A 23,005-nucleotide genomic window follows, 5' to 3' on the forward strand; every position below is an offset into this window, starting at 1 on the left:
ATGGGCGGCTCACCCGGGACGAAACGTCTCGGGGCGATTCGAAGAACGGATCGCAAGTGATTGATCTTTGACAGTGTGCGCAGGTGACTTGTGTGGGCGTCTTGCGTTGGATGGATTCATGTCCAACAAATGCAAGCGTCTAACCTAAGAGTCAATTCAAAAAGCTTGACGTTTTATGGTTAGGACAACGCTTCAGAAAGATAGAGCATCTTCGGATGTTCGAAAACTTAAGTGAAGAGTTTGATCCTGGCTCAGATTGAACGCTGGCGGCATGCCTAACACATGCAAGTCGAACGGCAGCACAGCAGTAGCAATACTGTGGGTGGCGAGTGGCGGACGGGTGAGTAATGCATCGGGACCTGCCCAGACGTGGGGATAACGTAGGGAAACTTACGCTAATACCGCATACGTCCTACGGGAGAAAGCGGGGGATCGAAAGACCTCGCGCGGTTGGATGGACCGATGTTCGATTAGCTAGTTGGTGAGGTAATGGCTCACCAAGGCGACGATCGATAGCTGGTCTGAGAGGATGATCAGCCACACTGGGACTGAGACACGGCCCAGACTCCTACGGGAGGCAGCAGTGGGGAATATTGGACAATGGGCGAAAGCCTGATCCAGCAATGCCGCGTGTGTGAAGAAGGCCTTCGGGTTGTAAAGCACTTTTATCAGGAGCGAAATACTGCCGGCTAATACCCGGCGGGGCTGACGGTACCTGAGGAATAAGCACCGGCTAACTTCGTGCCAGCAGCCGCGGTAATACGAAGGGTGCAAGCGTTAATCGGAATTACTGGGCGTAAAGCGTGCGTAGGCGGTTCTTTAAGTCTGCTGTGAAATCCCCGGGCTCAACCTGGGAATGGCAGTGGATACTGGAGAGCTAGAGTGTGATAGAGGATGGTGGAATTCCCGGTGTAGCGGTGAAATGCGTAGAGATCGGGAGGAACATCAGTGGCGAAGGCGGCCATCTGGATCAACACTGACGCTGAGGCACGAAAGCGTGGGGAGCAAACAGGATTAGATACCCTGGTAGTCCACGCCCTAAACGATGCGAACTGGATGTTGGTCTCAACTCGGAGATCAGTGTCGAAGCTAACGCGTTAAGTTCGCCGCCTGGGGAGTACGGTCGCAAGACTGAAACTCAAAGGAATTGACGGGGGCCCGCACAAGCGGTGGAGTATGTGGTTTAATTCGATGCAACGCGAAGAACCTTACCTGGCCTTGACATGTCTGGAATCCTGCAGAGATGCGGGAGTGCCTTCGGGAATCAGAACACAGGTGCTGCATGGCTGTCGTCAGCTCGTGTCGTGAGATGTTGGGTTAAGTCCCGCAACGAGCGCAACCCTTGTCCTTAGTTGCCAGCACGTAATGGTGGGAACTCTAAGGAGACTGCCGGTGACAAACCGGAGGAAGGTGGGGATGACGTCAAGTCATCATGGCCCTTACGGCCAGGGCTACACACGTACTACAATGGTCGGTACAGAGGGTTGCAATACCGCGAGGTGGAGCCAATCCCAGAAAGCCGATCCCAGTCCGGATCGAAGTCTGCAACTCGACTTCGTGAAGTCGGAATCGCTAGTAATCGCAGATCAGCTATGCTGCGGTGAATACGTTCCCGGGCCTTGTACACACCGCCCGTCACACCATGGGAGTGAGTTGCTCCAGAAGCCGTTAGCCTAACCGCAAGGAGGGCGACGACCACGGAGTGGTTCATGACTGGGGTGAAGTCGTAACAAGGTAGCCGTATCGGAAGGTGCGGCTGGATCACCTCCTTTCGAGAACGACAGAACCGCTGACGTAAGACGTCCACACAAGACACCTGCATATCCGCACGCCAATGGCGTGAAAGGCGCGCTCCGCAAGGGGGCGGCCTCGAAAGCTTTATGGGTCTGTAGCTCAGGTGGTTAGAGCGCACCCCTGATAAGGGTGAGGCCGGTGGTTCGAGTCCTCCCAGACCCACCACTAAGGGGCCATAGCTCAGCTGGGAGAGCACCTGCTTTGCAAGCAGGGGGTCGTCGGTTCGATCCCGACTGGCTCCACCAGTTCCACGCGGATATGTAGCGCACACAAAAAGATTTTGAAGCGAGACGGCACTGTGGCCGATTTCGTGTTCTTTGAAAATGTAAACGAGTGACAAGCGTCTTGGTTCGAAACCGAATCGAGATGTGTCGTTGAGGCAATTAAGCGAACGCGTTGTTTGGACGTGTGATCCCGAGGCGACTTGGGGTTATATGGTCAAGCGACCAAGCGTATACGGTGGATGCCTTGGCGGTCAGAGGCGATGAAGGACGTGGCAGCCTGCGAAAAGTGTCGGGGAGCTGGCAACAAGCTTTGATCCGGCAATGTCCGAATGGGGAAACCCACTGCGTAAGCAGTATCACTGAGTGAATACATAGCTCTGTGAAGCGAACTCGGGGAACTGAAATATCTAAGTACCCGAAGGAAAAGAAATCAACCGAGATTCCGTCAGTAGCGACGAGCGAACGCGGACTAGCCCAAAAGCACAGCATGTTTTAGCCGAACGGTTTGGAAAAGCCGGCCATAGCAGGTGATAGCCCTGTAGGCGAAAAAGGCACGTTGTGTGAAATTGAGTAAGGCGGGGCACGTGAAACCCTGTCTGAACATGGGGGGGACCATCCTCCAAGGCTAAATACTCCTGACCGACCGATAGCGAACAAGTACCGTGAGGGAAAGGCGAAAAGAACCCCGGAGAGGGGAGTGAAATAGACCCTGAAACCGTATACGTACAAGCAGTGGAAGCCCGCAAGGGTGACTGCGTACCTTTTGTATAATGGGTCAGCGACTTACTGTCAGTGGCGAGCTTAACCGTCTAGGGGAGGCGAAGGGAAACCGAGTCTGAATAGGGCGCATAGTCTCTGGCAGTAGACCCGAAACCGAGTGATCTATCCTTGGCCAGGTTGAAGGTGCGGTAACACGCACTGGAGGACCGAACCCACATCTGTTGCAATAGATGGGGATGAGCTGAGGATAGGAGTGAAAGGCTAAACAAACTCGGAGATAGCTGGTTCTCCTCGAAAGCTATTTAGGTAGCGCCTCGTATGTATCTTCCTGGGGGTAGAGCACTGTTATGGCTAGCGGGTCATCGCGACTTAGCAAACCATGGCAAACTCCGAATACCAGGACAGACTGTACGGGAGACACACGGCGGGTGCTAACGTCCGTCGTGAAAAGGGAAACAACCCAGACCCGCAGCTAAGGTCCCAAAGTTAGTGCTAAGTGGAAAACGATGTGGGAAGGCACAGACAGCCAGGAGGTTGGCTTAGAAGCAGCCACCCTTTAAAGAAAGCGTAATAGCTCACTGGTCGAGTCGGCCTGCGCGGAAGATTTAACGGGGCTAAGCACTACACCGAAGCTCGGGGTGCACACTTTGTGTGCGCGGTAGAGGAGCGTTCCGTAAGCCTGTGAAGGTGGGTTGAGAAGCCTGCTGGAGGTATCGGAAGTGCGAATGCTGACATGAGTAACGATAATGCGGGTGAAAAGCCCGCACGCCGAAAGCCCAAGGTTTCCTCGCGCAACGTTCATCGGCGCAGGGTGAGTCGGCCCCTAAGGCGAGGCAGAAATGCGTAGTCGATGGGAAGCCGGTTAATATTCCGGCACTTGTCTGCAGTGCGATGTGGGGACGGAGAAAGTTAGGTCTACCGGGCGTTGGTTGTCCCGGGGAAAGGCGGTAGGTGGTGATCTTTGGCAAATCCGGGATCACATACACCGAGCACCGAGACGAGCCCTTTAGGGCGAAGTGACTGATACTACGCTTCCAGGAAAAGCCACTAAGCTTCAGCTGCAGAGAAACCGTACCGTAAACCGACACTGGTAGGCAGGGTGAGAATCCCAAGGCGCTTGAGAGAACTCGGGTGAAGGAACTAGGCAAAATGGCACCGTAACTTCGGGAGAAGGTGCGCCCTTTTTGGTGGCTACGTGCGTAGCTGAGCTGAGAAGGGTCGCAGTAACCTGGCCGCTGCGACTGTTTATCAAAAACACAGCACTCTGCAAACACGAAAGTGGACGTATAGGGTGTGACGCCTGCCCGGTGCTGGAAGGTTAATTGATGGGGTCAGCCGCAAGGCGAAGCTCTTGATCGAAGCCCCAGTAAACGGCGGCCGTAACTATAACGGTCCTAAGGTAGCGAAATTCCTTGTCGGGTAAGTTCCGACCTGCACGAATGGCGTAACGACAGCGGCGCTGTCTCCACCCGAGACTCAGTGAAATTGAAATCGCTGTGAAGATGCAGCGTTCCCGCGGCAAGACGGAAAGACCCCGTGAACCTTTACTACAGCTTCACACTGAACGTTGAGTTCTTCTGTGTAGGATAGGTGGGAGGCTATGAAACCGAGACGCTAGTTTCGGTGGAGCCATCCTTGAAATACCACCCTGAAGTGCTTGACGTTCTAACCTAGGTCCGTAATCCGGATCGGGGACCGTGTGTGGTGGGTAGTTTGACTGGGGCGGTCTCCTCCCAAAGAGTAACGGAGGAGCACGAAGGTACGCTCAGCGCGGTCGGACATCGCGCACTGTGTGCAAAGGCATAAGCGTGCTTGACTGCGAGATCGACGGATCAAGCAGGTACGAAAGTAGGTCTTAGTGATCCGGTGGTTCTGTATGGAAGGGCCATCGCTCAACGGATAAAAAGGTACTCCGGGGATAACAGGCTGATACCGCCCAAGAGTTCATATCGACGGCGGTGTTTGGCACCTCGATGTCGGCTCATCACATCCTGGGGCTGTAGTCGGTCCCAAGGGTATGGCTGTTCGCCATTTAAAGTGGTACGCGAGCTGGGTTCAGAACGTCGTGAGACAGTTCGGTCCCTATCTGTCGTGGGCGTTGGAGATTTGAGGGGGGCTGCTCCTAGTACGAGAGGACCGGAGTGGACGTTCCGCTGGTGTTCGGGTTGTCATGCCCATGGCATTGCCCGGTAGCTACGAACGGAAGTGATAACCGCTGAAAGCATCTAAGCGGGAAGCACGCCCCAAGATGAGATCTCCCGAGTCCCAGAGACTCCTTAAGGCCCCATCTAGACTAGGTGGTTGATAGGCGCGGTGTGGAAGTGCAGCAATGCATTGAGCTTACGCGTACTAATGAGCCGTGCGGCTTGACCATATAACCCCAAGACGCTTCGCATAATCCTTAGCGAACATCCCGATTCACCAGACGCTTGTCACTCGTTTACCCCTTTGCGGGGCTTGGCGCACCTCAATGCGCTGCCCCCACCCCTTCCCTGGCGACGATAGCGCTGTGGCCCCACCCGATCCCATCCCGAACTCGGAAGTGAAACGCAGCTGCGCCGATGGTAGTGTAGCTTGCTATGCAAGAGTAGGTCATCGCCAGGGGCTTTATCCTAAAAACCCTCACCGTCTCGGTGAGGGTTTTTTCTTGCACCAAACATAATCACTGCATTAGCTCCGCCATGTGCTCGATATCCACGCCGTCATTAGCACTCGATGCGGCACGAGTTAATCCGTACACATAATCCGTGGCAGCGTTCCAGTCGCGTAAATAGCGCACTACCGCCACCTGCTTGGCCATCCGACCGTCCACAACGCCAAACAGCAAGCAAAGAACGCCCATACGCCACACCCGCTTGGCCTATGATTCGACTCTTCAGGGACCCATGCGCCAATCGGGGGATCACCGCGTGTTTGTCCAAGTCGAAACCCGCCGCCGGCAACGTACGCCGTGGGTGACCATGCTGCTCGTGCTGGCCTGCGTGCTGAGCTTTATCGGACTCGCCGTGCTGCCGCCGCGCCAGCGCCTGTCATTGCTGCTCGAATGGGGCACGGTGCCGGCGAATATTTTCGACGCCAAGGAACCGATCCTTGCGCAGCTGCACGATCCATCGCTGCTGCGCCTGGTCACCGCGCTCTTCATCCACGTCGCGTGGCTGCATGTGCTCGGCAATATGCTGTTCCTGGTGATCTTCGGACTGCCATCCGAACGCACGCTCGGATCGGCACGCTTTTTTCTGTTGTTCCTGTTCGGCGGCATCGTCGCCAATCTGGTCGGCGCACTTTCGCTCGCCGGTGTGCACTCCCCCATCATCGGCTGCAGCGGCGCGGTTTCCGCCGTGCTCGGCACCTACATCGCGCTGTTTCCGCGCGAGCGCCTGGGCCTGGTGCTGCCACTGGGTCTCTACCTGGAATTCGTTCGCGTACCCGCTTTCCTGCTTATTGGCATCTGGGTATTGCTGCAGCTGCTTTTCAGCTACGCCGGCCCCAGCTACGGCGCCGTCGTGTGGTGGACTCACATCGCGGGTTTCCTGTTCGGCGTGATCTATGCGCTGCTGTCGCGCAATGCCGTCGTCCGGCGCATGCGCGGATAAAACTTGCATCCATGCGCAGCAAGAAACTCTACAAAGTCACTTTCCTGCATCTGGGCAAGAGCTACGAGCTCTACGCCCGGCACGTGGCTTCCAGCGCGCTATGGGGCTTCACCGAAGTCGGCGAACTCGTGTTCGAACCCGCCGGCGAAGGCATTCTGGTCGACCCGACCGAAGAAAAACTGCGCGAGGAATTCAAGGACACCCGCGTCCTGCATCTGCCCATGCAGTCGGTTATCCGCATCGAAGAAGTCGAGCGCAAAGGCTCGCTGGCCATCCGCGACGCCAGCGACGGGCAGAAGGTCACGCCGTTCCCGATGCCGCCACGCGGCAACCGTTGATCGTCAGCGCAGCGCCGCCATCCCGTGATGGCGCGAGAAGTACCGCATCAGCCGCCGCGCGATCGGCGTCGGCGCCACCTGGCGGAAAGTATGGTGCGGATCGAAACCTTCCCGATGCATGTCGGCACGCTTGCGATGGATGTACGCACGCATCACGTCCGCGTTGAACTCCGGATGGAACTGCACGCTCACCGCATTCTTGCCATAGCGCAGCAGATGATGGGGATCGCGTTCCGAACCCGCGAGCACCGTCGCCTCTTTCGGCAGCTCCAGCACACTCTGCTCATGCGTGGTGTGCGCTCGGAACGAAGCCGGCAAGGTCGAGGCCACCGCATCGTTCTTGGCGTGCTCCGCCACTCGGATCAGCATCGTGCCGATCTCGCGCCCGCCGGGCAGATAATCCACCCGCCCACCCAGCGCATGCGCCATCAGCTGATGGCCGTAGCAGACGCCGAACAGCGGCAACTCCAGATCCATCGCATCGCGGATCCACCCCGCCGTGCGCTCGCTCCATGCCGCGCGCTCCGTCACCATCGCCGCGGAGCCGGTAATCAACGCACCGGCCACTTCGCCAGGAGGCGGCAAAGTCTCGCCCGCGGCTACATCGACAACACGCACCCGCTCCGGCGCAAGCTGCGCGCCGAGCCGGAACCAGTGCGGAAAATCGCCATGACGGGCGCGGATCGGGTCGGGTGCACGACCGGTACGAATGATCAGAACGGGTTTCATCGAGAGGCAGGTTTCATCAACAGGCGAGCTTCAACGCAGTCAGTGGGAATGGCCTTCCGGCAACTCGATCGGCGGCAGCACCGTAAGCACTTCCTGCACCGTGGTGAGTCCTCGCGCCACCTGCGCCGCCGCCGAGATACGCAGCGGCTGCATGCCCTCGGCCAGTGCGGCGGTGCCGAAGCGGCCCAGATCCAGCTGCGAGGACAGCAAGCTGCGCAGGCGCGCCGACAGAATCATCATCTCATAGATGCCCGTGCGCCCCATGAAGCCGGTATTGCGGCATTCCAGGCAGCCCACCGGCTTGAATACCGTAGTCGGCAGCGGCACCGACCAGCCATGGGTCAGCGCCGTCCATTCGTGCGGATCCTGCGCGGCCGCCTGCTTGCAATGCGGGCATAGCGTACGCACCAGGCGCTGCGCCACCACGCCGGTGAGCGTCGACTGGATCAGGTAATGCGGCACGCCCAGATCGAGCAGGCGCGTCACCGCGCTCGGCGCATCGTTGGTATGCAGCGTCGACAGCACCAGGTGGCCGGTCAGCGAAGCCTGCACCGCCATCTGCGCCGTTTCCAGGTCGCGGATCTCGCCCACCATGATGATGTCCGGATCCTGGCGCAGCAGGGTGCGCACGCCGGCGGCGAAATCCAGGTCGATCGAGGTCTGCACCTGCATCTGGTTGAGTTCCGGCGAGACCATTTCGATCGGGTCTTCCACCGTGCAGACATTGAGTTCCGGCGTGGCCAGGTACTTGAGCGTGGAGTACAGCGTGGTGGTCTTGCCCGAGCCGGTAGGGCCTGTGACCAGCACGATGCCGTGCGGGCGCTCCACCATGCTGCGCCAGAGCGCGCCTTCTTCCGGCGAAAAGCCGATCTGCGAGAAATCCTTCGCGACGATATCCGGATCGAAGATACGCATCACCACCTTCTCGCCGAACGCCGTCGGCATGGTGGAAATACGCAGCTCCACTTCGCGGCCGCCGGCCGAACGCGTCTTGATGCGGCCGTCCTGCGGGCGGCGCTTCTCGGCCACGTCCATGCGCGACAGGATCTTGATGCGCGCGGTCACCGCGGTCATCACCGGCGGCGGCAGCTCGAACACCTTGTGCATCACGCCGTCGATGCGGAAACGCATCAGCCCGGCTTCCCGGCGCGGTTCCAGGTGGATGTCCGAGGCGCGCTGCTCGAACGCGTACTGCAGCAGCCAGTCCACGATATGCACGACGTGGCGGTCGTCCGCGCCGACCTCGCCGCTCTTGCCCAGCTCCACCAGCTGCTCGAAGTTGAGGATGGCGGAGGAGTCGTAGCCGCTGGCCTTGGCGTCCTGGGCCAGCTGGATCGAGCGCTGTACGCCGTAGAACTCGAGCAGGTAGCGATTGATGTCCAGCGGATTGGACACCACCCGCTTCACGTCGCGGCGGATCATGTGGGAAAGATCGGTCGCCCAGCCGGCATCGAACGGTTCGCAGGTGGCGAACGTCACCTCGCCGGGTGAGGCCGCCACCGGCAGGATGCGGTGGCGCGTGGCGTAGGCGTTGCTGACCACCTGGGTCACCGCCGCCACGTTGATCTTCATCGGGTCGATCTTCAGATACGGCAGGCCCGCATGGTTCGCCAGCCATTCGGTCAGCGCCTCCAGGCTCAGCGGGCGGCCGGGGTCGCGCAGGTTCGGCAGCTTGGCGTTGGCGATCAGCACCAGCGGGTGCAGCTCCACCGAGGAGCGGCCGCTGCGGTTGCCCATGCGGACGTTCTTGGCGTCCTCGGCCTGGACGAAACCGTCCACCACCAGGGCGGCCAGCACGTCGTCGAGCGTGAGCTTGCCGCGTCGACCCAGCAGCGAAGCGATTTGCGGTGAGGCGGCCATGCGTCGGATTCCCCTCGGTTTTCTGCGCGCGATCAGGCCATGAGCATAGCGCGCGGCTATACTAACCCGCTTTATTCCAGGTCACGGAAAGCCATGTCCGCACGTACCTTCCAGGATGTGATTCAGACCCTCAACCGCTACTGGGCGGCGCAGGGTTGCGTGTTGCTGCAGCCGCTCGATACCGAGGTCGGCGCCGGCACCTTCCATCCCGCCACTTTCCTGCGCTCGCTGGGTCCGGAGCCCTGGGCCGCGGCCTACGTGCAGCCCTCGCGCCGTCCCACCGACGGCCGCTACGGCCAGAACCCCAACCGCCTGCAGCATTACTACCAGTACCAGGTGGTGATGAAGCCCAATCCGGACAATATCCTCGAGCTGTACATCGGCTCGCTCAAGGAGCTGGGCCTGGACCCGCTGGTGCACGACCTGCGCTTCGTCGAGGACAACTGGGAATCGCCCACCCTGGGCGCCTGGGGCCTGGGCTGGGAAGTGTGGTTGAACGGCATGGAAGTCACCCAGTTCACCTACTTCCAGCAGGCCGGCGGCCTGGAGTGCAAGCCGGTCACCGGCGAGATCACCTACGGCCTCGAGCGCCTGGCCATGTACCTGCAGAACGTGGACAACGTCTACGACCTGGTGTGGACGGAAAGCCCGCACGGCACCGTCACCTACGGCGACGTGTTCCTGCAGAACGAAGTCGAGCAGAGCACCTACAACTTCGAGCACGCCAACGTGCCGGAGCTGCTGCGCTGGTTCGACGTATGCGAGGGCGAAGCCAACAAGCTGATCGCCGCCGGCCTGCCGCTGCCGGCCTACGAGCAGGTGATGAAGGCCAGCCACACCTTCAACCTGCTCGATGCGCGCCGCGCCATCAGCGTCACCGAGCGCCAGCGCTACATCCTGCGCGTGCGCACGCTGGCCCGCGCGGTGGCCGAGGCCTACGTCGCGCAGCGCGAAAAGCTCGGTTTTCCGGGCCTGAAGAAGCAATCCAAGCCGTCCAAGGAGCAGGCCGCATGAGCGCCGCCAAGTCACTGCTGATCGAACTGGGCACGGAAGAACTGCCGCCCAAGGCGCTGGACGAACTCGCCGCCGCGTTCCAGCGCGGCATCTGCGACGGCCTGGCCAGGCGCGGCGTCGAAGCCGCGCTGGATCTGGCGCGCGGCTTCGCTTCGCCGCGCCGTTTGGCCGTCCATATCCCGCAGGTCGCCGCGCAGCAGCCGGAGCAGACGATCGAGCGCCGCGGCCCAGCGGTGAATGCCTCGCTCGATGCCGAAGGCAACCCGAGCAAGGCGCTGCAAGGTTTCGCGCAGTCCTGCGGCGTCACCGTCGAGCAGCTGGAAAAACTCGAAACCGACAAGGGCGCCTGGTTCGTGTTCCGCGCCGTGAAGCCCGGCCAGCCGCTGGCCGCACTGCTGCCGGACATCCTCGACGAAACGCTCAAGAGCCTGCCCATCCCCAAGCCGATGCGCTGGGGCAATCACGACTACAGCTTCGTGCGCCCGGCCCACTGGCTGGTGATGCTGCACGGCGCCGACATCGTCGAAGGCGAGGCGCTGGGCCTGAAGAGCGGCCGCAAGTCGCGCGGCCATCGCTTCCTGCATCCGCATCCGGTACACGTGGCCGACGCCGACATCTGGCTGGATTCGATGCGCGCCTCCCACGTGCTGGCCGACCCGGCCGAGCGCCGCCAGCGCATCCGCGCCGAGGTGGCCAGGGCCGCCGCGCAGACCGGCGGCCTGCCGCGCCTGGACGACGCCCTGCTCGACGAGATCGCCAACCTCACCGAATGGCCGTCCGCCATCGCCTGCACCTTCGAGCGCGAGTTCCTGGCCGTGCCGCCGGAAGCCTTGGTCACCACCATGGAGACCAACCAGAAGTTCGTGCCGGTGTTCGACGCCGGCGGCAAGCTCACCGAGCATTTCATCGGCATCGCCAATATCGAGAGCAAGGATCCGGCCGAGATCCGCAAAGGCTACGAGCGCGTGATCCGCCCGCGCTTCGCCGACGCCAAGTTCTTCTGGGACGAGGACCTGAAGACGCCGCTGGCCGGCTACCAGGACGAGCTCAAGAACGTCACCTACCAGCAGTCGCTGGGCAGCCTGTGGGACAAGAGCGTGCGCGTGGCGGAACTGGCGCGCATCGTGGCCAATCGCGTCGAGGTCGACGCCGGCCAGGCCACCCGCGCCGCCGCGCTCAGCAAGTGCGATCTGCTCACGCGCATGGTCGGCGAATTCCCCGAGCTGCAGGGCGTGATGGGCCGCTACTACGCCAGTCATCACGGCGAAACCGCCGAAGTGGCCGCCGCGCTGGACAGCTACTACCAGCCGCGCTTCGCCGGCGACGCCATCGCCGCGGGCAAGGTCGGCCAGGTGCTGGCCGTGGCTGAGCGCCTGGACACCCTCGCCGGCATCTTCGCCGTCGGCCTCAAGCCCAGCGGCAACAAGGACCCGTTCGCCCTGCGCCGCGCCGCGCTCGGCCTGGCGCGCACCCTGGTGGAAGGCGGCCTGGAACTGGACCTCAAGGCCAGCTTCACCGAGGCGCTGGAGCTGATCCCCGAAGCCGCGCTCGCCGCCGGCGTGAAGCCCGGCAAGGACGGCAAGGTGCCGGCGCTGGACGCCGGCAAGCGCCGCGCCGCGCTGGTCGACGAGCTGTACGACTTCGTCATCGAGCGCCTGCGCGGCTACTACGCCGAGCAAGGTTTCAATGGCGAGCAGTTCGAAGCCGTGCTGGCGGTGGCGCCGGCCTCGCTGGCCGACTTCGACCGCCGCCTGCGCGCGGTGGCGGAATTCGGCCGCCGCCCGGAGGCGCTCAGCCTCGCCGCCGCCAACAAGCGCGTGGCGAACATCCTGCGCAAGCAGGCCGAAGAAGCTGGTGCGCCAGCGGTGCAGGGCGCGGTCGACCCCGCGCATTTCGAAGCGGATGCGGAGCGCGCGCTGGCGTCGGCGCTGGCAGCGGCGAGGTCGGAAACGGCCGGTGCCCTGCAGGCGGGCGACTACACCGCCGTGCTCACCCGCCTGGCGCAGCTGCAGGCGCCGGTGGATGCGTTCTTCGACGGCGTGCTGGTGAACGCGGAAAATCCCGCGGTGCGCGCGAACCGCCTGGCCTTGCTCGGCCAGCTGCAGGCGCAGTTCACGGCCATCGCGGATATCGCGCGGCTCTGAACTTTCGCCGGCACAACGAAAAACGGCAGCCATGCGGCTGCCGTTTTTTTATTCGCCTGGCTCAGGCCAGGTGGCGATCGCGCTTGAGGCGGTCGCCCAGGCGATGATTGAACGCCACCATCGCCGCCGCATCCACGTCGTTGCCGCCCGGGCCGAGAATCTCGTACAGGTCGGCCAGCAGGTCCGCATTGTCCGCCAGCGACAGGTTGCTCTCAGCCAGATCCAGTTCGGACTGCAGGATGCGCAGCGCCGTGTTCAGGCGGTGCGGATCCATCGCCACGCCGCTCGCATGCAGCGTATCGGCGGCCGTGCGCAGCTTGGTGCGCTGGCGGTTGGTGAGCGAAGTCTCGGTGCCCAGTTCTTCGCCGGAGGTGATCGCTTCGGACTGGATCATCGAACCTTCGCCGGCCACCAGCCACACCAGGGAAATACCCATGGTCTTGGCCAGCGTCACGCAACGAGCACGGGAAGGATCGGTATTGCCGTCGCGCCAGCTGCGCACGACGCCCTCGGAGAAACCGCACATTCGCGCGATCTCGGTCACGCTGCCGACCCGCTGGATCAGCACTTTGACTCGATCGGCGAAGGTGCCCCCGATCGGCGGCGTCGTAGTTATTTGCGTAGCCATGGGGATCTCCTGGGTAGTCTGGCAGTTGACTTTTGCAAGCCAGCCTTTCGGGCCGCTTACGTATTAGCCGGGCTATAACACGGCAAGTTGTTACGAAAGGGTTGACGTTTATCTGATCTTCATCTAGCGTCGATATTTCTTACGTGAAGCTGTCGTAAGAAAGTCGATTTCTGAGCGGGGAAACGCACGAACTCCCATTTGGGAATACGCGCGAGCGAAGAAATCGCAATTCACTTTTCCCGGGAATATTGCCCGGGTGATTCAAGGGGAGAACAACGAAATGGTTTCGCATACCGTCATTGCCGCACGGCAATTGCGCCGTGCCCGCTTGGCACTCGCTTTGAGCCTGACTCTCACCGGTGGCGTCGCATTCGCCCAGAGCACGGTGGGTTCGATCTACGGAAACGCTGCCGCCGGCACGACCGTGCAGGCGGAGAACACCGGCAACGGTTTCAGCCGCCAGGTCACGGTGGGCGCCGATGGCCGCTTCAACATCGGTTCGCTGCCGCCGGGCACCTACCGGCTGACCGTCAACGAAAACGGCACGCCGTCGACGCATGAAGTCACCGTCGTGGCCGGCCAGAACCTCAACCTCAGCCCCGGCGCGAGCAAGAGCGCGAAGGAACTGGGCGTGGTGCAGGTGTCGGCCAACGCGATGCCTTCCATCGACGTGGCCCAGGTGGAAACCGCCACCGTCTTCACCGCCGCGCAGCTGCGCAATCTGCCGATCGCGCAGAACCAGACCGCGGTGGCCCTGCTGGCTCCCGGCGTGACCAAGGGCGATGCCCAGTTCGGCAACCTGGCCAGCTTCAACGGTTCGTCGGTGGCCGAGAACAGCTACTACGTCAACGGCTTCAACGTCACCAACCAGTTCAATGGCCTGAACTACTCGCAGGTGCCGTTCCAGGGCATCGGCCAGATGGAAGTGAAGAGCGGCGGCTATGGCGCGCGCTACGGCTATTCGACCGGCGGCGTGATGTCCGTGATCACCAAGCGCGGCAGCAATGAGTGGACCGGCGGCGCACGCGTGGACTGGTCGCCGGAAAGCCTGCGCGCGAACAATCCGAACCTGTACTACAACAACGGCCGCCTCGCGACGGTGCGCGAGAAGAACGAGCAGAGTGAGCGCATCGCGAGCGTGTGGCTGGGCGGTCCGCTGATCAAGGACAAGCTGTTCTTCTACGCCTTGTACAGCCAGACCGACACCGACCGCACCACCTACGGCGGCACCTACTCCAGCCCCGGCAATGATCTCGGCTCGCGCGGCATGCTGGACGACCACTGGAAAGACCCGTACTGGCTGGTCAAGCTCGACTGGAACATCAACGACAACAACGTGCTGGAATACACCGGCTTCAGCGACGTCGAACACCAGAGCGAGCGCGTCTACAAGGGCGGCATGGACGCCAGCAAGCGTCCGCTGCGCGGCTCTTACCAGGGCACGCAGTACTGGAAGACCGGCGGCCGCACCGACATCCTCAACTACACCAGCTATCTGACCGACACGCTGACCTTGACCGCGATGTACGGCCAGCTGCGTTCGGCGCGCACCACCTATGCGGTGAGCAAGGACGGCCTGTACGAGTCGTACAACGGCGTGGTCGGCGACTTCAACCAGCCGGGCTGCGTGACCGTGGCCGACCGCCGCTATCCCGTGGCGACGCTGAAGACGCTCAACCCGTACGCGTCCTGCAACTTCGCCAGCACCTTCGACAAGGTCGGCGGCAAGGACGACAAGAAGTCCGGCCGCATCGACCTGGAATGGAAGCTCGACAGCCACGACCTGCACGCCGGCTACACCAAGGACAAGTGGACGTCCGACACCGGCCAGTCGCTGTACGAAGGCGGCGTGTACTTCAATTACTACACCCGTCCGACGGCGCGCGGCGTGGACAACTCCGGTTCGCCGGAAACCAGCTACGTGCGCTCGATCGCCTTCCAGACCGGCGGCAAGGTCGACATCGAGCAGAAGGCCTTCTACATCGAAGACAACTGGGCGATCACCGACCGCTTCCTCGCTTACGTCGGCGTGCGCAACGACGGCTTCAACAACAAGAACGGCGCCGGCGAAAGCTACGTCAAGCAAAGCAATATCTGGCAGCCGCGCCTGGGCTTTTCCTGGGACGTGATGGGCGATTCGTCGCTGAAGATCTACGGCACGGCCGGCACCTACTCGCTGCCGATCGCGGCGAACGTGGCGCTGCGTGCGGCCAGCGCGTCGATCTACAGCATCCACGACCAGTACTACACCGGCGTCAATCCGATCACCGGCGCGCCGATCGGCCTGCAGAACATTCCGGATGCCGATCCGAACCACGATCGCGTCGCCTATGCGGAGACCTATTACGCCAACGGCGCCAACGGCAGGACGCCGCAGGCTTCGTGGGTGGCCGACAAGGATCTCAAGCCGTACAAGCAGGACGAGTTCATCCTCGGCGCGCAGAAGCAGCTGGACAACGACTGGACCGTCGGCATCCGCCTGATGCACCGCAAGCTGCGCAACGCCATCGACGACGCCTGCGACTGGCGCCCGTTCTACAACTACGCGGTGAACGTGCTGGGCCTGCCGCCGCAGAGCGACGCCAATCCGGGCGGCGTACCGGAAAGCACGCCCAGCGGCGTGCCGGGCTGCTACATCTTCAACCCGGGCCGCGGCGTGGATCTCAACATCCCGCTCACCCAGGACGACGCCGACGCCGGCATCTCGCGCCACGTAAAGTTGTCCTCGCATGACCTGGGCCAGCCGAAGGCCAAGCGTTCGTTCTCCTCGGTGGAGCTGTCGGCCGAGAAGAGCTGGAACGACAAGTGGTACGTCAAGGCCTCGTACGTGTGGGCCAAGAGCTACGGCAACACCGAAGGCCTGGTGAAGTCCGACATCGGCCAGGCCGATACGGGCACCACGCAGGACTTCGACTATCCCGAGCTGATGTACTACAGCAACGGCAACCTGCCGAATGATCGCAAGCACACGATCAAGGTGTACGGCTCCTGGCAGGTCACCCCGGAATGGATGGTGGGCGCCAATCTGCTGGTGCAGACCGGACGTCCGAAGAACTGCTTTGGCGTGAATGAGGATTGGGATGCGTATGCCGGCTACGGCAGCAACGCCTCCTACTTCTATTGCCAGGGCCAGCCGGTGGCGCGCGGCAGCCTGGGTCGCACCAAGACCCTGTGGAACCTGGATCTGGGCGTGAACTACAAGCCGGCATGGGCCAAGGGCCTGCAGCTGAGCATGGACATCACCAACGTGTTCAACCGCCACACCCCGCTGACCATCGACGAGGCGGGCGAGACCAATGCGACGGATTACTACCAGAGCACCTTCGGGACGCCGACCAGCTACCAGACGCCGCGCTATGTGCGTGTGGCAGCTCAGTACGACTTCTCGCTCTGACTTAGCCGTAGGGATTCTTCCAATAAATGCCCCGCCCTCACGGGCGGGGATCTCCCTGGGCCGCACGCGACATGCGGCCTCTTTTTTGTAAGATTTTTATCTAAATGACTGATTCGATGGCTATTACCATTGTCGAGTCGACTATTTCCATGCGATGACGTATGGAATGCATAAAGTAATCTTGACTTTGTCCGATTCATAAATTTTGGGGTATTCTCCGAACTTCCCCCGCGAAAATGACTCGCGCCCCTGAGCGCCAGAGCTTTCGTGACCGTGTTTGTATCGATTGATTGAGGTTCCCCAATGCGCAGGATCGTCTGGTCACTGGTGTCGGTAGCAGCGCTCGCTCTCGCCGGCTGCAATTCTTCTGATTCGTCGCAGCCCGCGGCGTCGGCTGGCGGCGAGTCCGCGCCGGCGGCTTCGGCGCCCGGCCAGCAGCCGACCAAGGCCAATGCGGTCAGCGGCACCGTGGCGCTGCGCGATGCCGCCAGCCAGGTGTCCCCGCAGGCCAAGCTTGAGATCAAGCTGCTCGATCCGGCCCAGGACGGCACCCCGCTGGCCAGCAAGACGATCGATCCGGTGGCGAACCTGCCGCAGTCGTTCGAGCTGGAATTCAATCCGGCCGACGTCAACCCGAACAGCATGTACATCGTGCAGGCCGTGCTGACCGACGGCGACCGCCGCTACACCGCGCCGCTGCAGACGCCGGTACTGACCAAGGGCGCCGGCAACCAGGTGTCGATCCAGCTGGTGGGCGAGCAGACCCCGGGCGAGAAGGAACTGGCCGCGTTCAATGCGGTGCAGAAGCAGATCGGCGGCATGAAGATCACCAGCGGCACCAAGCTGGAAGACAAGGTCTCGCGCGGCTGGCAGGTGTTCCGCGAAGCCGGCGAAGTGAAGTTCATCCGCGAGCAGGTGGACTACGGCGACAAGGGCTTCACCACCACCGACTACGCCTACAAGGACGGCAAGCCGTGGGTCGTGGTGCAGCAGAAGAAGCCGAGCAAGGACGGCAAGCCCAGCTCCACCGAGCGCGCCGGCTGGAATGCCGACGGCGCCCTGGTGCTGAAGCAGGAACAGGCCGGCAGCAAGACCGACGCGCTGGCCGACGATGAAGCCGCCAGCCTGCAGAAGCAGGCCACCAGCATCCTGAGCCTGGCCACCAACGGCAAGAACAAGTAAGCGCCGCTGCCGCCTTCAGGGCATGAAAAAAGCCGTCCGCTCGCGCGGACGGCTTTTTTATTTGGCGTGGCTGGAAAGCCGGCTCAGAAGCCGACTTTCACGCCCAGGTTGACGCTGTTGTACTTCTGGCTGTCGTCGCCGAAGCGGCCGCTGTAGCCCACCCAGCCGGTGACGTTCTCGCTGAACTGGGCGGACACGCCCACGTCGGCGGTGCCCCAGGTCTTGTCCGGCAGGAAGCCGGTAAGGGCGAACTGGCCGGGCATGCTGACCACGCCGGCGGTGACGCTGCGCGGGTCGGCCTTGCTGTCGTGGTTCCAGGCCAGCTCGGCGTACGGCGCCAGCATCATGCCGCCGGCCTGCCAATGGCCCTGCAGGCGCCAGCCCAGGGTGGAGATCAGCGCGTCGCGCTGCTGGCGGCCGAACCACATGGTGGTGCTGTCGTTGCCGCTTTCGGTGTAGCCGTTGACCTTCACGGTCTGCCATTCCACCGTGGCGAACGGACCGGTGCGGATCGAGTCGAAGTTGAACCACCAGCCGCCGGTGGCGCCGCCGCCGAGGCGATTGCCGTCGGCCTTGCCGCTCTCGCTGCGCGACATGGCGCCGAGCTGGATGCGGCGCTCGATGTCGGTGAAGTTCGACTGCGCGTAGTTCAGGTAGCCGCCGATGTAGCCGCCGCCGTTGTGGTACGTGAGGTAGCCCAGGCCGCTGATGTCCTGCAGCTTGTAGCCGCCGCCGCCGGCGAAATCGGCATTGTGCTGGCCGATGCCCAGCGCCACGCCCATCGAGATGTGCTCGCTGGCGCGCACGTCGGCGCCGACGGTCAGGTTGACGTTGTTGCTGGTGGTCTTGGGCGAGCTGCTCTGCTCGTCGAAGCGCTGGTGGGCGTAGTCGACGTTGGCGAAGAAGCGCGTGTCGCTGCCCACGGCGTCGGCCAGCATCTCGTTGCGGATGGCGCGGGTCTGCGCGGCGGCAGCGGCCAGCGGGGCTTCGCCCAGCATGGAGATCTGGCCCGGCGCCTGGATCAGCGACACCACGTACTGGCCCAGCATGGCGTGGGCGGCGGTGGTCGGGTGCACGCCGTCGGCGAACAGATAGGTGTTGTTGGTGCCCGCGGCGTAGCTGAAGGGCAGGCCGGAACCGGCCGGGCCGCACTGCACCGAGCTGCCGTTGCAGGCCGGCGTGGTGACGTTGGTGAAGCCGTAGGCCGACGGGTTGGCGATCACCTCGTTGAGCAGCTGGAAGGTGTTCACCGGGATCACGTTCAGGCCGTTGTTGCTCAGCTGGGTGATGCCCGCATTGAGCACGCCGTTGAAGGCGAGCGACAGCTGGGTGGCGCCGGCCGAGGCGGCCGCGCCGCCGGCGAGGCCGGACGGGGTCTTGCCGATGTCGGGCAGGTTGTAGACCACCACGTACTTGGCGCCGGCAGCCTGCATCTGGCCGATCAGGCCCACTTCGGTCTGCGCGGCGGACACGGCGCCCGCGGCCAGCACGTTCGGATTGGTCGAGCTGGCGGTCAGGTAGAAGATGTCGTTGGCGCCGCCCCAGACCTGGTACAGCGCCTTGCCGTCGGCGTGGCCGCCGTTGGCCGCCAGGTACATCTGGAACTGCTGCGGCAGCATCGGCACGCCGGCCGGGGTGCCCGGCGAGTTGTGCTGCAGGCCGGCGCCGCCGAAGGCGTAGTCGGTGCCGCCGGAGAGGGACGCCGTCACCGGCAGGCTCAGTGCCGCGGCGACGTTCTCCGCCGTGGTGGTGCCGGGGTTGGTGGTGAAACGCAGCGGGGTCGGCGAACCCGACAGCTTGGCGATGTTGCCGGCGTCGCTGAGGCTGTCGCCGATGACCACGACCTTGCTGAAGTCGGTGGCGGCGGCGGCAGTGCTGAACAGCAGGCCGGCGGCGATGGCGCCGGCGAGATGGCGGATGCGGGGCATGTCGGTAACGCTCCTTGAGCCGGGATGGCTTTTGTTATTCGCGCGTTACGGTAATGCATGCCCATACGTCAGCGCATGCTGCGCTGCATCGCAGCGCAGCATGGTCGGACAGGGCCGGGCTCAGCGCTTCATGGCGCGCGACAGCGCATCCGCGAACGCACTGTTGGCCGGCGCCGCCGCCGGCTTGGGCGCGCCGCCGCCCGGGCGCGGTCCGCGGCCGTCGCGCGGACCGCCGCGGTTGTCGCTGTTGCCGCCGCCGGCCGGGCGGCCGCCGCGGGCCTGGCCCGGCTCGTCGTCCAGGCGCATGGACAGGCCGATGCGCTGGCGCGGCAGGTCCACTTCCATCACCTTGACCTTGACGATGTCGCCGGCCTTCACCGCATCGCGCGGATCCTTGACGAAGGTGTGCGACAGCGCCGACACGTGCACAAGGCCGTCCTGGTGCACGCCGATGTCGACGAAGGCGCCGAACGCGGCCACGTTGGTGACGCGGCCTTCCAGGATCATGCCGGGGCGCAGGTCCTTCAGGTCTTCCACGCCCTCGGCGAAGCTCGGCGCGACGAACTCCGGGCGCGGGTCGCGGCCGGGCTTCTCCAGTTCTTTCAGGATGTCGCGCACGGTCGGCACGCCGAAGCGCTCGTCGGTGTATTGCTCGGGCTTGAGGCCGCGCAGGAAGCCGCTGTCGCCGATGATGCTTTTCACCTCGCGCCCGCACTGGGCAATGATGCGCTCCACCACCGGATAAGCTTCCGGATGCACCGAGCTCGCATCCAGCGGATTGTCGCCGCTGGGAATGCGCAGGAAGCCCGCGCACTGCTCGAACGCCTTCTCGCCCAGGCGCGGCACTTTCAGCAGGGCCATGCGGTTGGGGAACGGGCCGTTGGCGTCGCGGTGCTTGACCACGTTCTCGGCCACGCTGGCGCTTAAGCCCGCCACGCGGGTGAGCAGCGCGGCCGAAGCGGTATTCACGTCCACGCCCACCGCATTCACGCAGTCCTCGACCCTGGCGTCCAGTGCGCGCGCCAGCTTCACCTGGTTCACGTCGTGCTGGTACTGGCCCACGCCGATGGCCTTGGGCTCGATCTTCACCAGCTCGGCCAGCGGGTCCTGCAGGCGGCGCGCGATGGACACGGCGCCGCGCAGGCTCACGTCCATGTCGGGGAATTCCTTGGCCGCCACTTCCGAGGCCGAATACACCGAGGCGCCGGCTTCGCTCACCACGATCTTCGACAGCTTCAGGTCCGCGTGCTTCTTGATCAGCTCGCCGGCCAGCTTGTCGGTCTCGCGCGAGGCGGTGCCGTTGCCGATCGCGATCAGGTTCACGCCATGCTGCTTGCACAGCACGGCCAGGCGCGCGATGGACTGGTCCCACTGGTTGCGCGGCTCGTGCGGATACACGGTGTCGGTGGCCAGCACCTTGCCGGTGGCGTCCACCACCGCGACCTTCACGCCGGTGCGGATGCCCGGGTCCAGGCCCATCACCGTCCTGGCGCCGGCCGGCGCGGCCAGCATCAGGTCCTTGAGGTTGTCGCCGAACACGCGGATCGCTTCGTCCTCGGCGCTTTCGCGCACGCGGCCGAACAGGTCCAGCGTGAGGTGCAGGTGCAGCTTCACGCGCCAGGTCAGGCGCACGGTTTCGCGCAGCCAGGCGTCGGCGGGGCGGCCGCGGTCATGAATGCCGGCATGCGCGGCCACGCGGCCTTCGCCTTCCAGGTGGCCCTGCTCGGCGTCGGCGGTGGGCGCCAGTTCCAGTTCGATCACGCCCTCGTTGCGCGCGCGCATCAGCGCCAGCAGGCGGTGCGAGGGGATCTTGCCGATCGCTTCCATGTGGTCGAAGTAGTCGCGGAACTTCGCGCCTTCGTTCTCCTTGCCTTCCACCACCTTGGCGCGGATCTGGCCCTTGTCCCACAGCCAGTCGCGCAGCTCGCCGACCAGGTGGGCGTCTTCGGCGATGCTTTCCATCAGGATCGCGCGCGCGCCGTCGAGCGCGGCGCGCACGTCGGCCACGCCCTTCTCGGCGTCGACGAACTGCGCGGCGAAGGCCTCGGGCGCCTGCGTGGGATCGTTGCGCAGGCCCAGCGCCAGCGGCTCCAGGCCGGCTTCGCGCGCGATCTGCGCCTTGGTGCGGCGCTTGGGCTTGTACGGCAGGTAGAGGTCTTCCAGGCGCGCCTTGGTGTCGGCGTCGAGGATGTCGCGCTTGAGCGCATCGGTGAGCTTGCCCTGTTCCTCGACGCTGGCCAGGATCGCGCCGCGGCGGTCTTCCAGCTCGCGCAGGTAGCGCAGGCGTTCTTCGAGCAGGCGCAGCTGGGTGTCGTCGAGGCCGCCGGTGGCTTCCTTGCGGTAGCGCGCGATGAACGGCACGGTGGCGCCGCCGTCCAGCAGGTCGACGGCCGCGATGACCTGGTCCGGTTTGGCGGCGATGTCCTGGGCAATGCGATGTTCGATGCTGAGCATGGGGTACTGACGATTCCTTGGAAGACACAAAGGGGCGCGGCATGCCGCGCCGGTCGGGCGTGGAATGATAACAAGCGTGGGAAAGGCCGAAAAACGCAGGGAACGCCAGGGTTCCCTGCGCGGGCTCGGTGCGCGAGCTCAGGGGTCAGGCGTTGAACGAACCCTTGTTCGTCTCGTTCGGCGGCGCGGATGCGGCATTCGCCAGTTCGTTGGCGCGGCCGTTCAGCACCAGGGTGCCGGCGATCATGTCGTGCAGGCCCTGCTTGCGCTCGGTGAAGGCCACCATCAGATAGCCGATGCACAGGATCATGCCGCTGAGCATCTTGGCGAAATAGCGGCCGGTGGCGCGCAGGAAGCTGATGCGGTTGCCTTTGAGATCCACCACGCGGATGCCCATCGCCAGCTTGCCCAGCGTGGCCTGCCAGGACGAGCTCTCGCACAGCGCGAAATACAGCCAGGCGATCACGATCTGCACCAGCATCGCCGGCAGCATGGCGCCGTAGAACGCGCTGTAGGCGGACATCAGCGCGGAAGGATCGCCGCTGGCGCTCTGCGCGCTCTGCATCAGCGCGCTCTGCGCGGCATCGGCGCCGAGCATCTTGCTGATCAGCAGATTGGGGATGACCAGCACGATGTAGTCGAGGATGTAGGCCACCACGCGCTTCCAGAAGCCGGCGTGGTCTTCCAGCGAGCGCTCGGCGCCGGGTGCGGTCTGCAGCGGGGCCTTGGGCGGGGAATACACGCGGTCGAGCGCGGGCGGCTCTTCGGGAAACAGCGCGGACAGCGGTTTCCAATCCGCCATGCCCTGGTACCAGCCCAGGTCGTCCGGGCTCACTTTGCCGGTGCGCAACCACTCGCGCACGTCGCTTTCGCTATAGGGGCCATGCCGCTCGCCATCCCGGCCGATCCAGACTTCCATCGTTCGTGCTCCCATCGGTGGAAGCCGCATCATGCCACGCCCGCGCAGCGGTTCCATGTCCGTGCGCGGCGGCGCCGCGGGCCT

13 protein-coding genes, 2 tRNA genes and 3 rRNA genes are annotated in these 23,005 nt (G+C 63.5%); 11 read left to right on the plus strand and 7 right to left on the minus strand.

All coding sequences use genetic code 11. From position 1 onward, the window contains the following. Positions 1 to 228 precede the first annotated feature (228 nt). From ISN75_RS00005 to rrf, 5 genes are all read left to right on the plus strand, one after another. Positions 229 to 1,772: ribosomal RNA gene (locus ISN75_RS00005) — 16S ribosomal RNA — on the plus strand. A 110-nt stretch (positions 1,773 to 1,882) separates the two neighbouring features. Continuing rightward, positions 1,883 to 1,959: transfer RNA gene (locus tag ISN75_RS00010), tRNA-Ile, on the plus strand. A 4-nt stretch (positions 1,960 to 1,963) separates the two neighbouring features. Then, positions 1,964 to 2,039: transfer RNA gene (locus ISN75_RS00015), tRNA-Ala, on the plus strand. 191 nt (positions 2,040 to 2,230) lie between these two features. After that, positions 2,231 to 5,112 (plus strand): 23S ribosomal RNA (locus ISN75_RS00020). Between the two features lie 117 nt (positions 5,113 to 5,229). Further along, positions 5,230 to 5,342 (plus strand): 5S ribosomal RNA (gene rrf / locus ISN75_RS00025). The 16S, 23S and 5S rRNA genes sit together here with 2 tRNA genes alongside, the layout of an rRNA operon. Before the next feature lie 58 nt (positions 5,343 to 5,400). Here the strand turns inward: rrf and ISN75_RS00030 are convergent. Further along, positions 5,401 to 5,538 carry a hypothetical protein gene (locus tag ISN75_RS00030; RefSeq protein WP_343819306.1) on the minus strand — a complete coding sequence of 46 codons (138 nt, stop codon included), beginning with the start codon at positions 5,536 to 5,538 and terminating at the stop codon, positions 5,401 to 5,403. A gap of 109 nt (positions 5,539 to 5,647) precedes the next feature. Between ISN75_RS00030 and ISN75_RS00035 the strand changes: the two genes are divergently transcribed. Both ISN75_RS00035 and ISN75_RS00040 read left to right on the plus strand, forming a co-directional pair. Next, entirely contained in the window at positions 5,648 to 6,331 is a 684-nt protein-coding gene (locus ISN75_RS00035; protein WP_167254773.1) for a rhomboid family intramembrane serine protease, read from the plus strand. Between the two features lie 11 nt (positions 6,332 to 6,342). Next, the gene (locus ISN75_RS00040) at positions 6,343 to 6,669 is read left to right on the plus strand and encodes a DUF1820 family protein (RefSeq protein WP_167254775.1); all 327 of its coding nucleotides are present in this window, start codon (positions 6,343 to 6,345) and stop codon (positions 6,667 to 6,669) included. A gap of 3 nt (positions 6,670 to 6,672) precedes the next feature. On the opposite strand, the gene ISN75_RS00045 is transcribed toward ISN75_RS00040, so the two are convergent. Both ISN75_RS00045 and ISN75_RS00050 read right to left on the minus strand, forming a co-directional pair. After that, on the minus strand, positions 6,673 to 7,398 hold the full coding sequence (locus ISN75_RS00045; RefSeq protein WP_343819305.1) for a glutamine amidotransferase: 726 nt from the start codon (positions 7,396 to 7,398) through the stop codon (positions 6,673 to 6,675). Positions 7,399 to 7,437: 39 nt separating this feature from the next. After that, positions 7,438 to 9,258: a GspE/PulE family protein gene (locus ISN75_RS00050; protein WP_168649004.1), complete on the minus strand. Its 1,821-nt coding sequence runs from the start codon at positions 9,256 to 9,258 to the stop codon at positions 7,438 to 7,440. Positions 9,259 to 9,351: 93 nt separating this feature from the next. Here ISN75_RS00050 and glyQ point away from each other — a divergent pair, with 93 nt between their 5' ends. Together glyQ and glyS are read left to right on the plus strand one after the other, a co-directional pair. Continuing rightward, positions 9,352 to 10,272: a glycine--tRNA ligase subunit alpha gene (gene glyQ / locus ISN75_RS00055; RefSeq protein WP_167254781.1), complete on the plus strand. Its 921-nt coding sequence runs from the start codon at positions 9,352 to 9,354 to the stop codon at positions 10,270 to 10,272. Continuing rightward, the gene (gene glyS / locus ISN75_RS00060) at positions 10,269 to 12,416 is read left to right on the plus strand and encodes a glycine--tRNA ligase subunit beta (protein ID WP_343819304.1); all 2,148 of its coding nucleotides are present in this window, start codon (positions 10,269 to 10,271) and stop codon (positions 12,414 to 12,416) included. The genes glyQ and glyS overlap by 4 nt, the downstream gene beginning before the upstream one ends. Positions 12,417 to 12,477: 61 nt before the next feature. Here glyS and ISN75_RS00065 read toward each other — a convergent pair whose 3' ends face one another. Beyond that, positions 12,478 to 13,044 (minus strand): helix-turn-helix domain-containing protein, encoded by a 567-nt coding sequence (locus ISN75_RS00065; protein ID WP_167254785.1) that lies wholly within the window; start codon positions 13,042 to 13,044, stop codon positions 12,478 to 12,480. A gap of 340 nt (positions 13,045 to 13,384) precedes the next feature. On the opposite strand from ISN75_RS00065, the gene ISN75_RS00070 reads away from it, so the two are divergent. After that, positions 13,385 to 16,438, plus strand: coding sequence for a TonB-dependent receptor (locus tag ISN75_RS00070; RefSeq protein ID WP_168649002.1), 3,054 nt, complete (start codon positions 13,385 to 13,387; stop codon positions 16,436 to 16,438). A gap of 303 nt (positions 16,439 to 16,741) precedes the next feature. Continuing rightward, complete coding sequence (locus ISN75_RS00075; protein ID WP_167254789.1) at positions 16,742 to 17,620, plus strand: DUF1481 domain-containing protein; 879 nt, start codon at positions 16,742 to 16,744, stop codon at positions 17,618 to 17,620. A gap of 83 nt (positions 17,621 to 17,703) precedes the next feature. On the opposite strand, the gene ISN75_RS00080 is transcribed toward ISN75_RS00075, so the two are convergent. The 3 genes from ISN75_RS00080 to ISN75_RS00090 form a co-directional block, all read right to left on the minus strand. Continuing rightward, positions 17,704 to 19,548, minus strand: coding sequence for an autotransporter outer membrane beta-barrel domain-containing protein (locus ISN75_RS00080; protein ID WP_168649001.1), 1,845 nt, complete (start codon positions 19,546 to 19,548; stop codon positions 17,704 to 17,706). A 120-nt stretch (positions 19,549 to 19,668) separates the two neighbouring features. After that, positions 19,669 to 22,002: a Tex family protein gene (locus tag ISN75_RS00085; protein WP_167254793.1), complete on the minus strand. Its 2,334-nt coding sequence runs from the start codon at positions 22,000 to 22,002 to the stop codon at positions 19,669 to 19,671. 145 nt (positions 22,003 to 22,147) lie between these two features. After that, entirely contained in the window at positions 22,148 to 22,921 is a 774-nt protein-coding gene (locus tag ISN75_RS00090; RefSeq protein ID WP_167254795.1) for an RDD family protein, read from the minus strand. Positions 22,922 to 23,005: the final 84 nt, after the last annotated feature.

Origin of the sequence: Dyella marensis, from assembly GCF_049532885.1 — a bacterium.
GTDB lineage: Bacteria > Pseudomonadota > Gammaproteobacteria > Xanthomonadales > Rhodanobacteraceae > Dyella_D > Dyella_D marensis.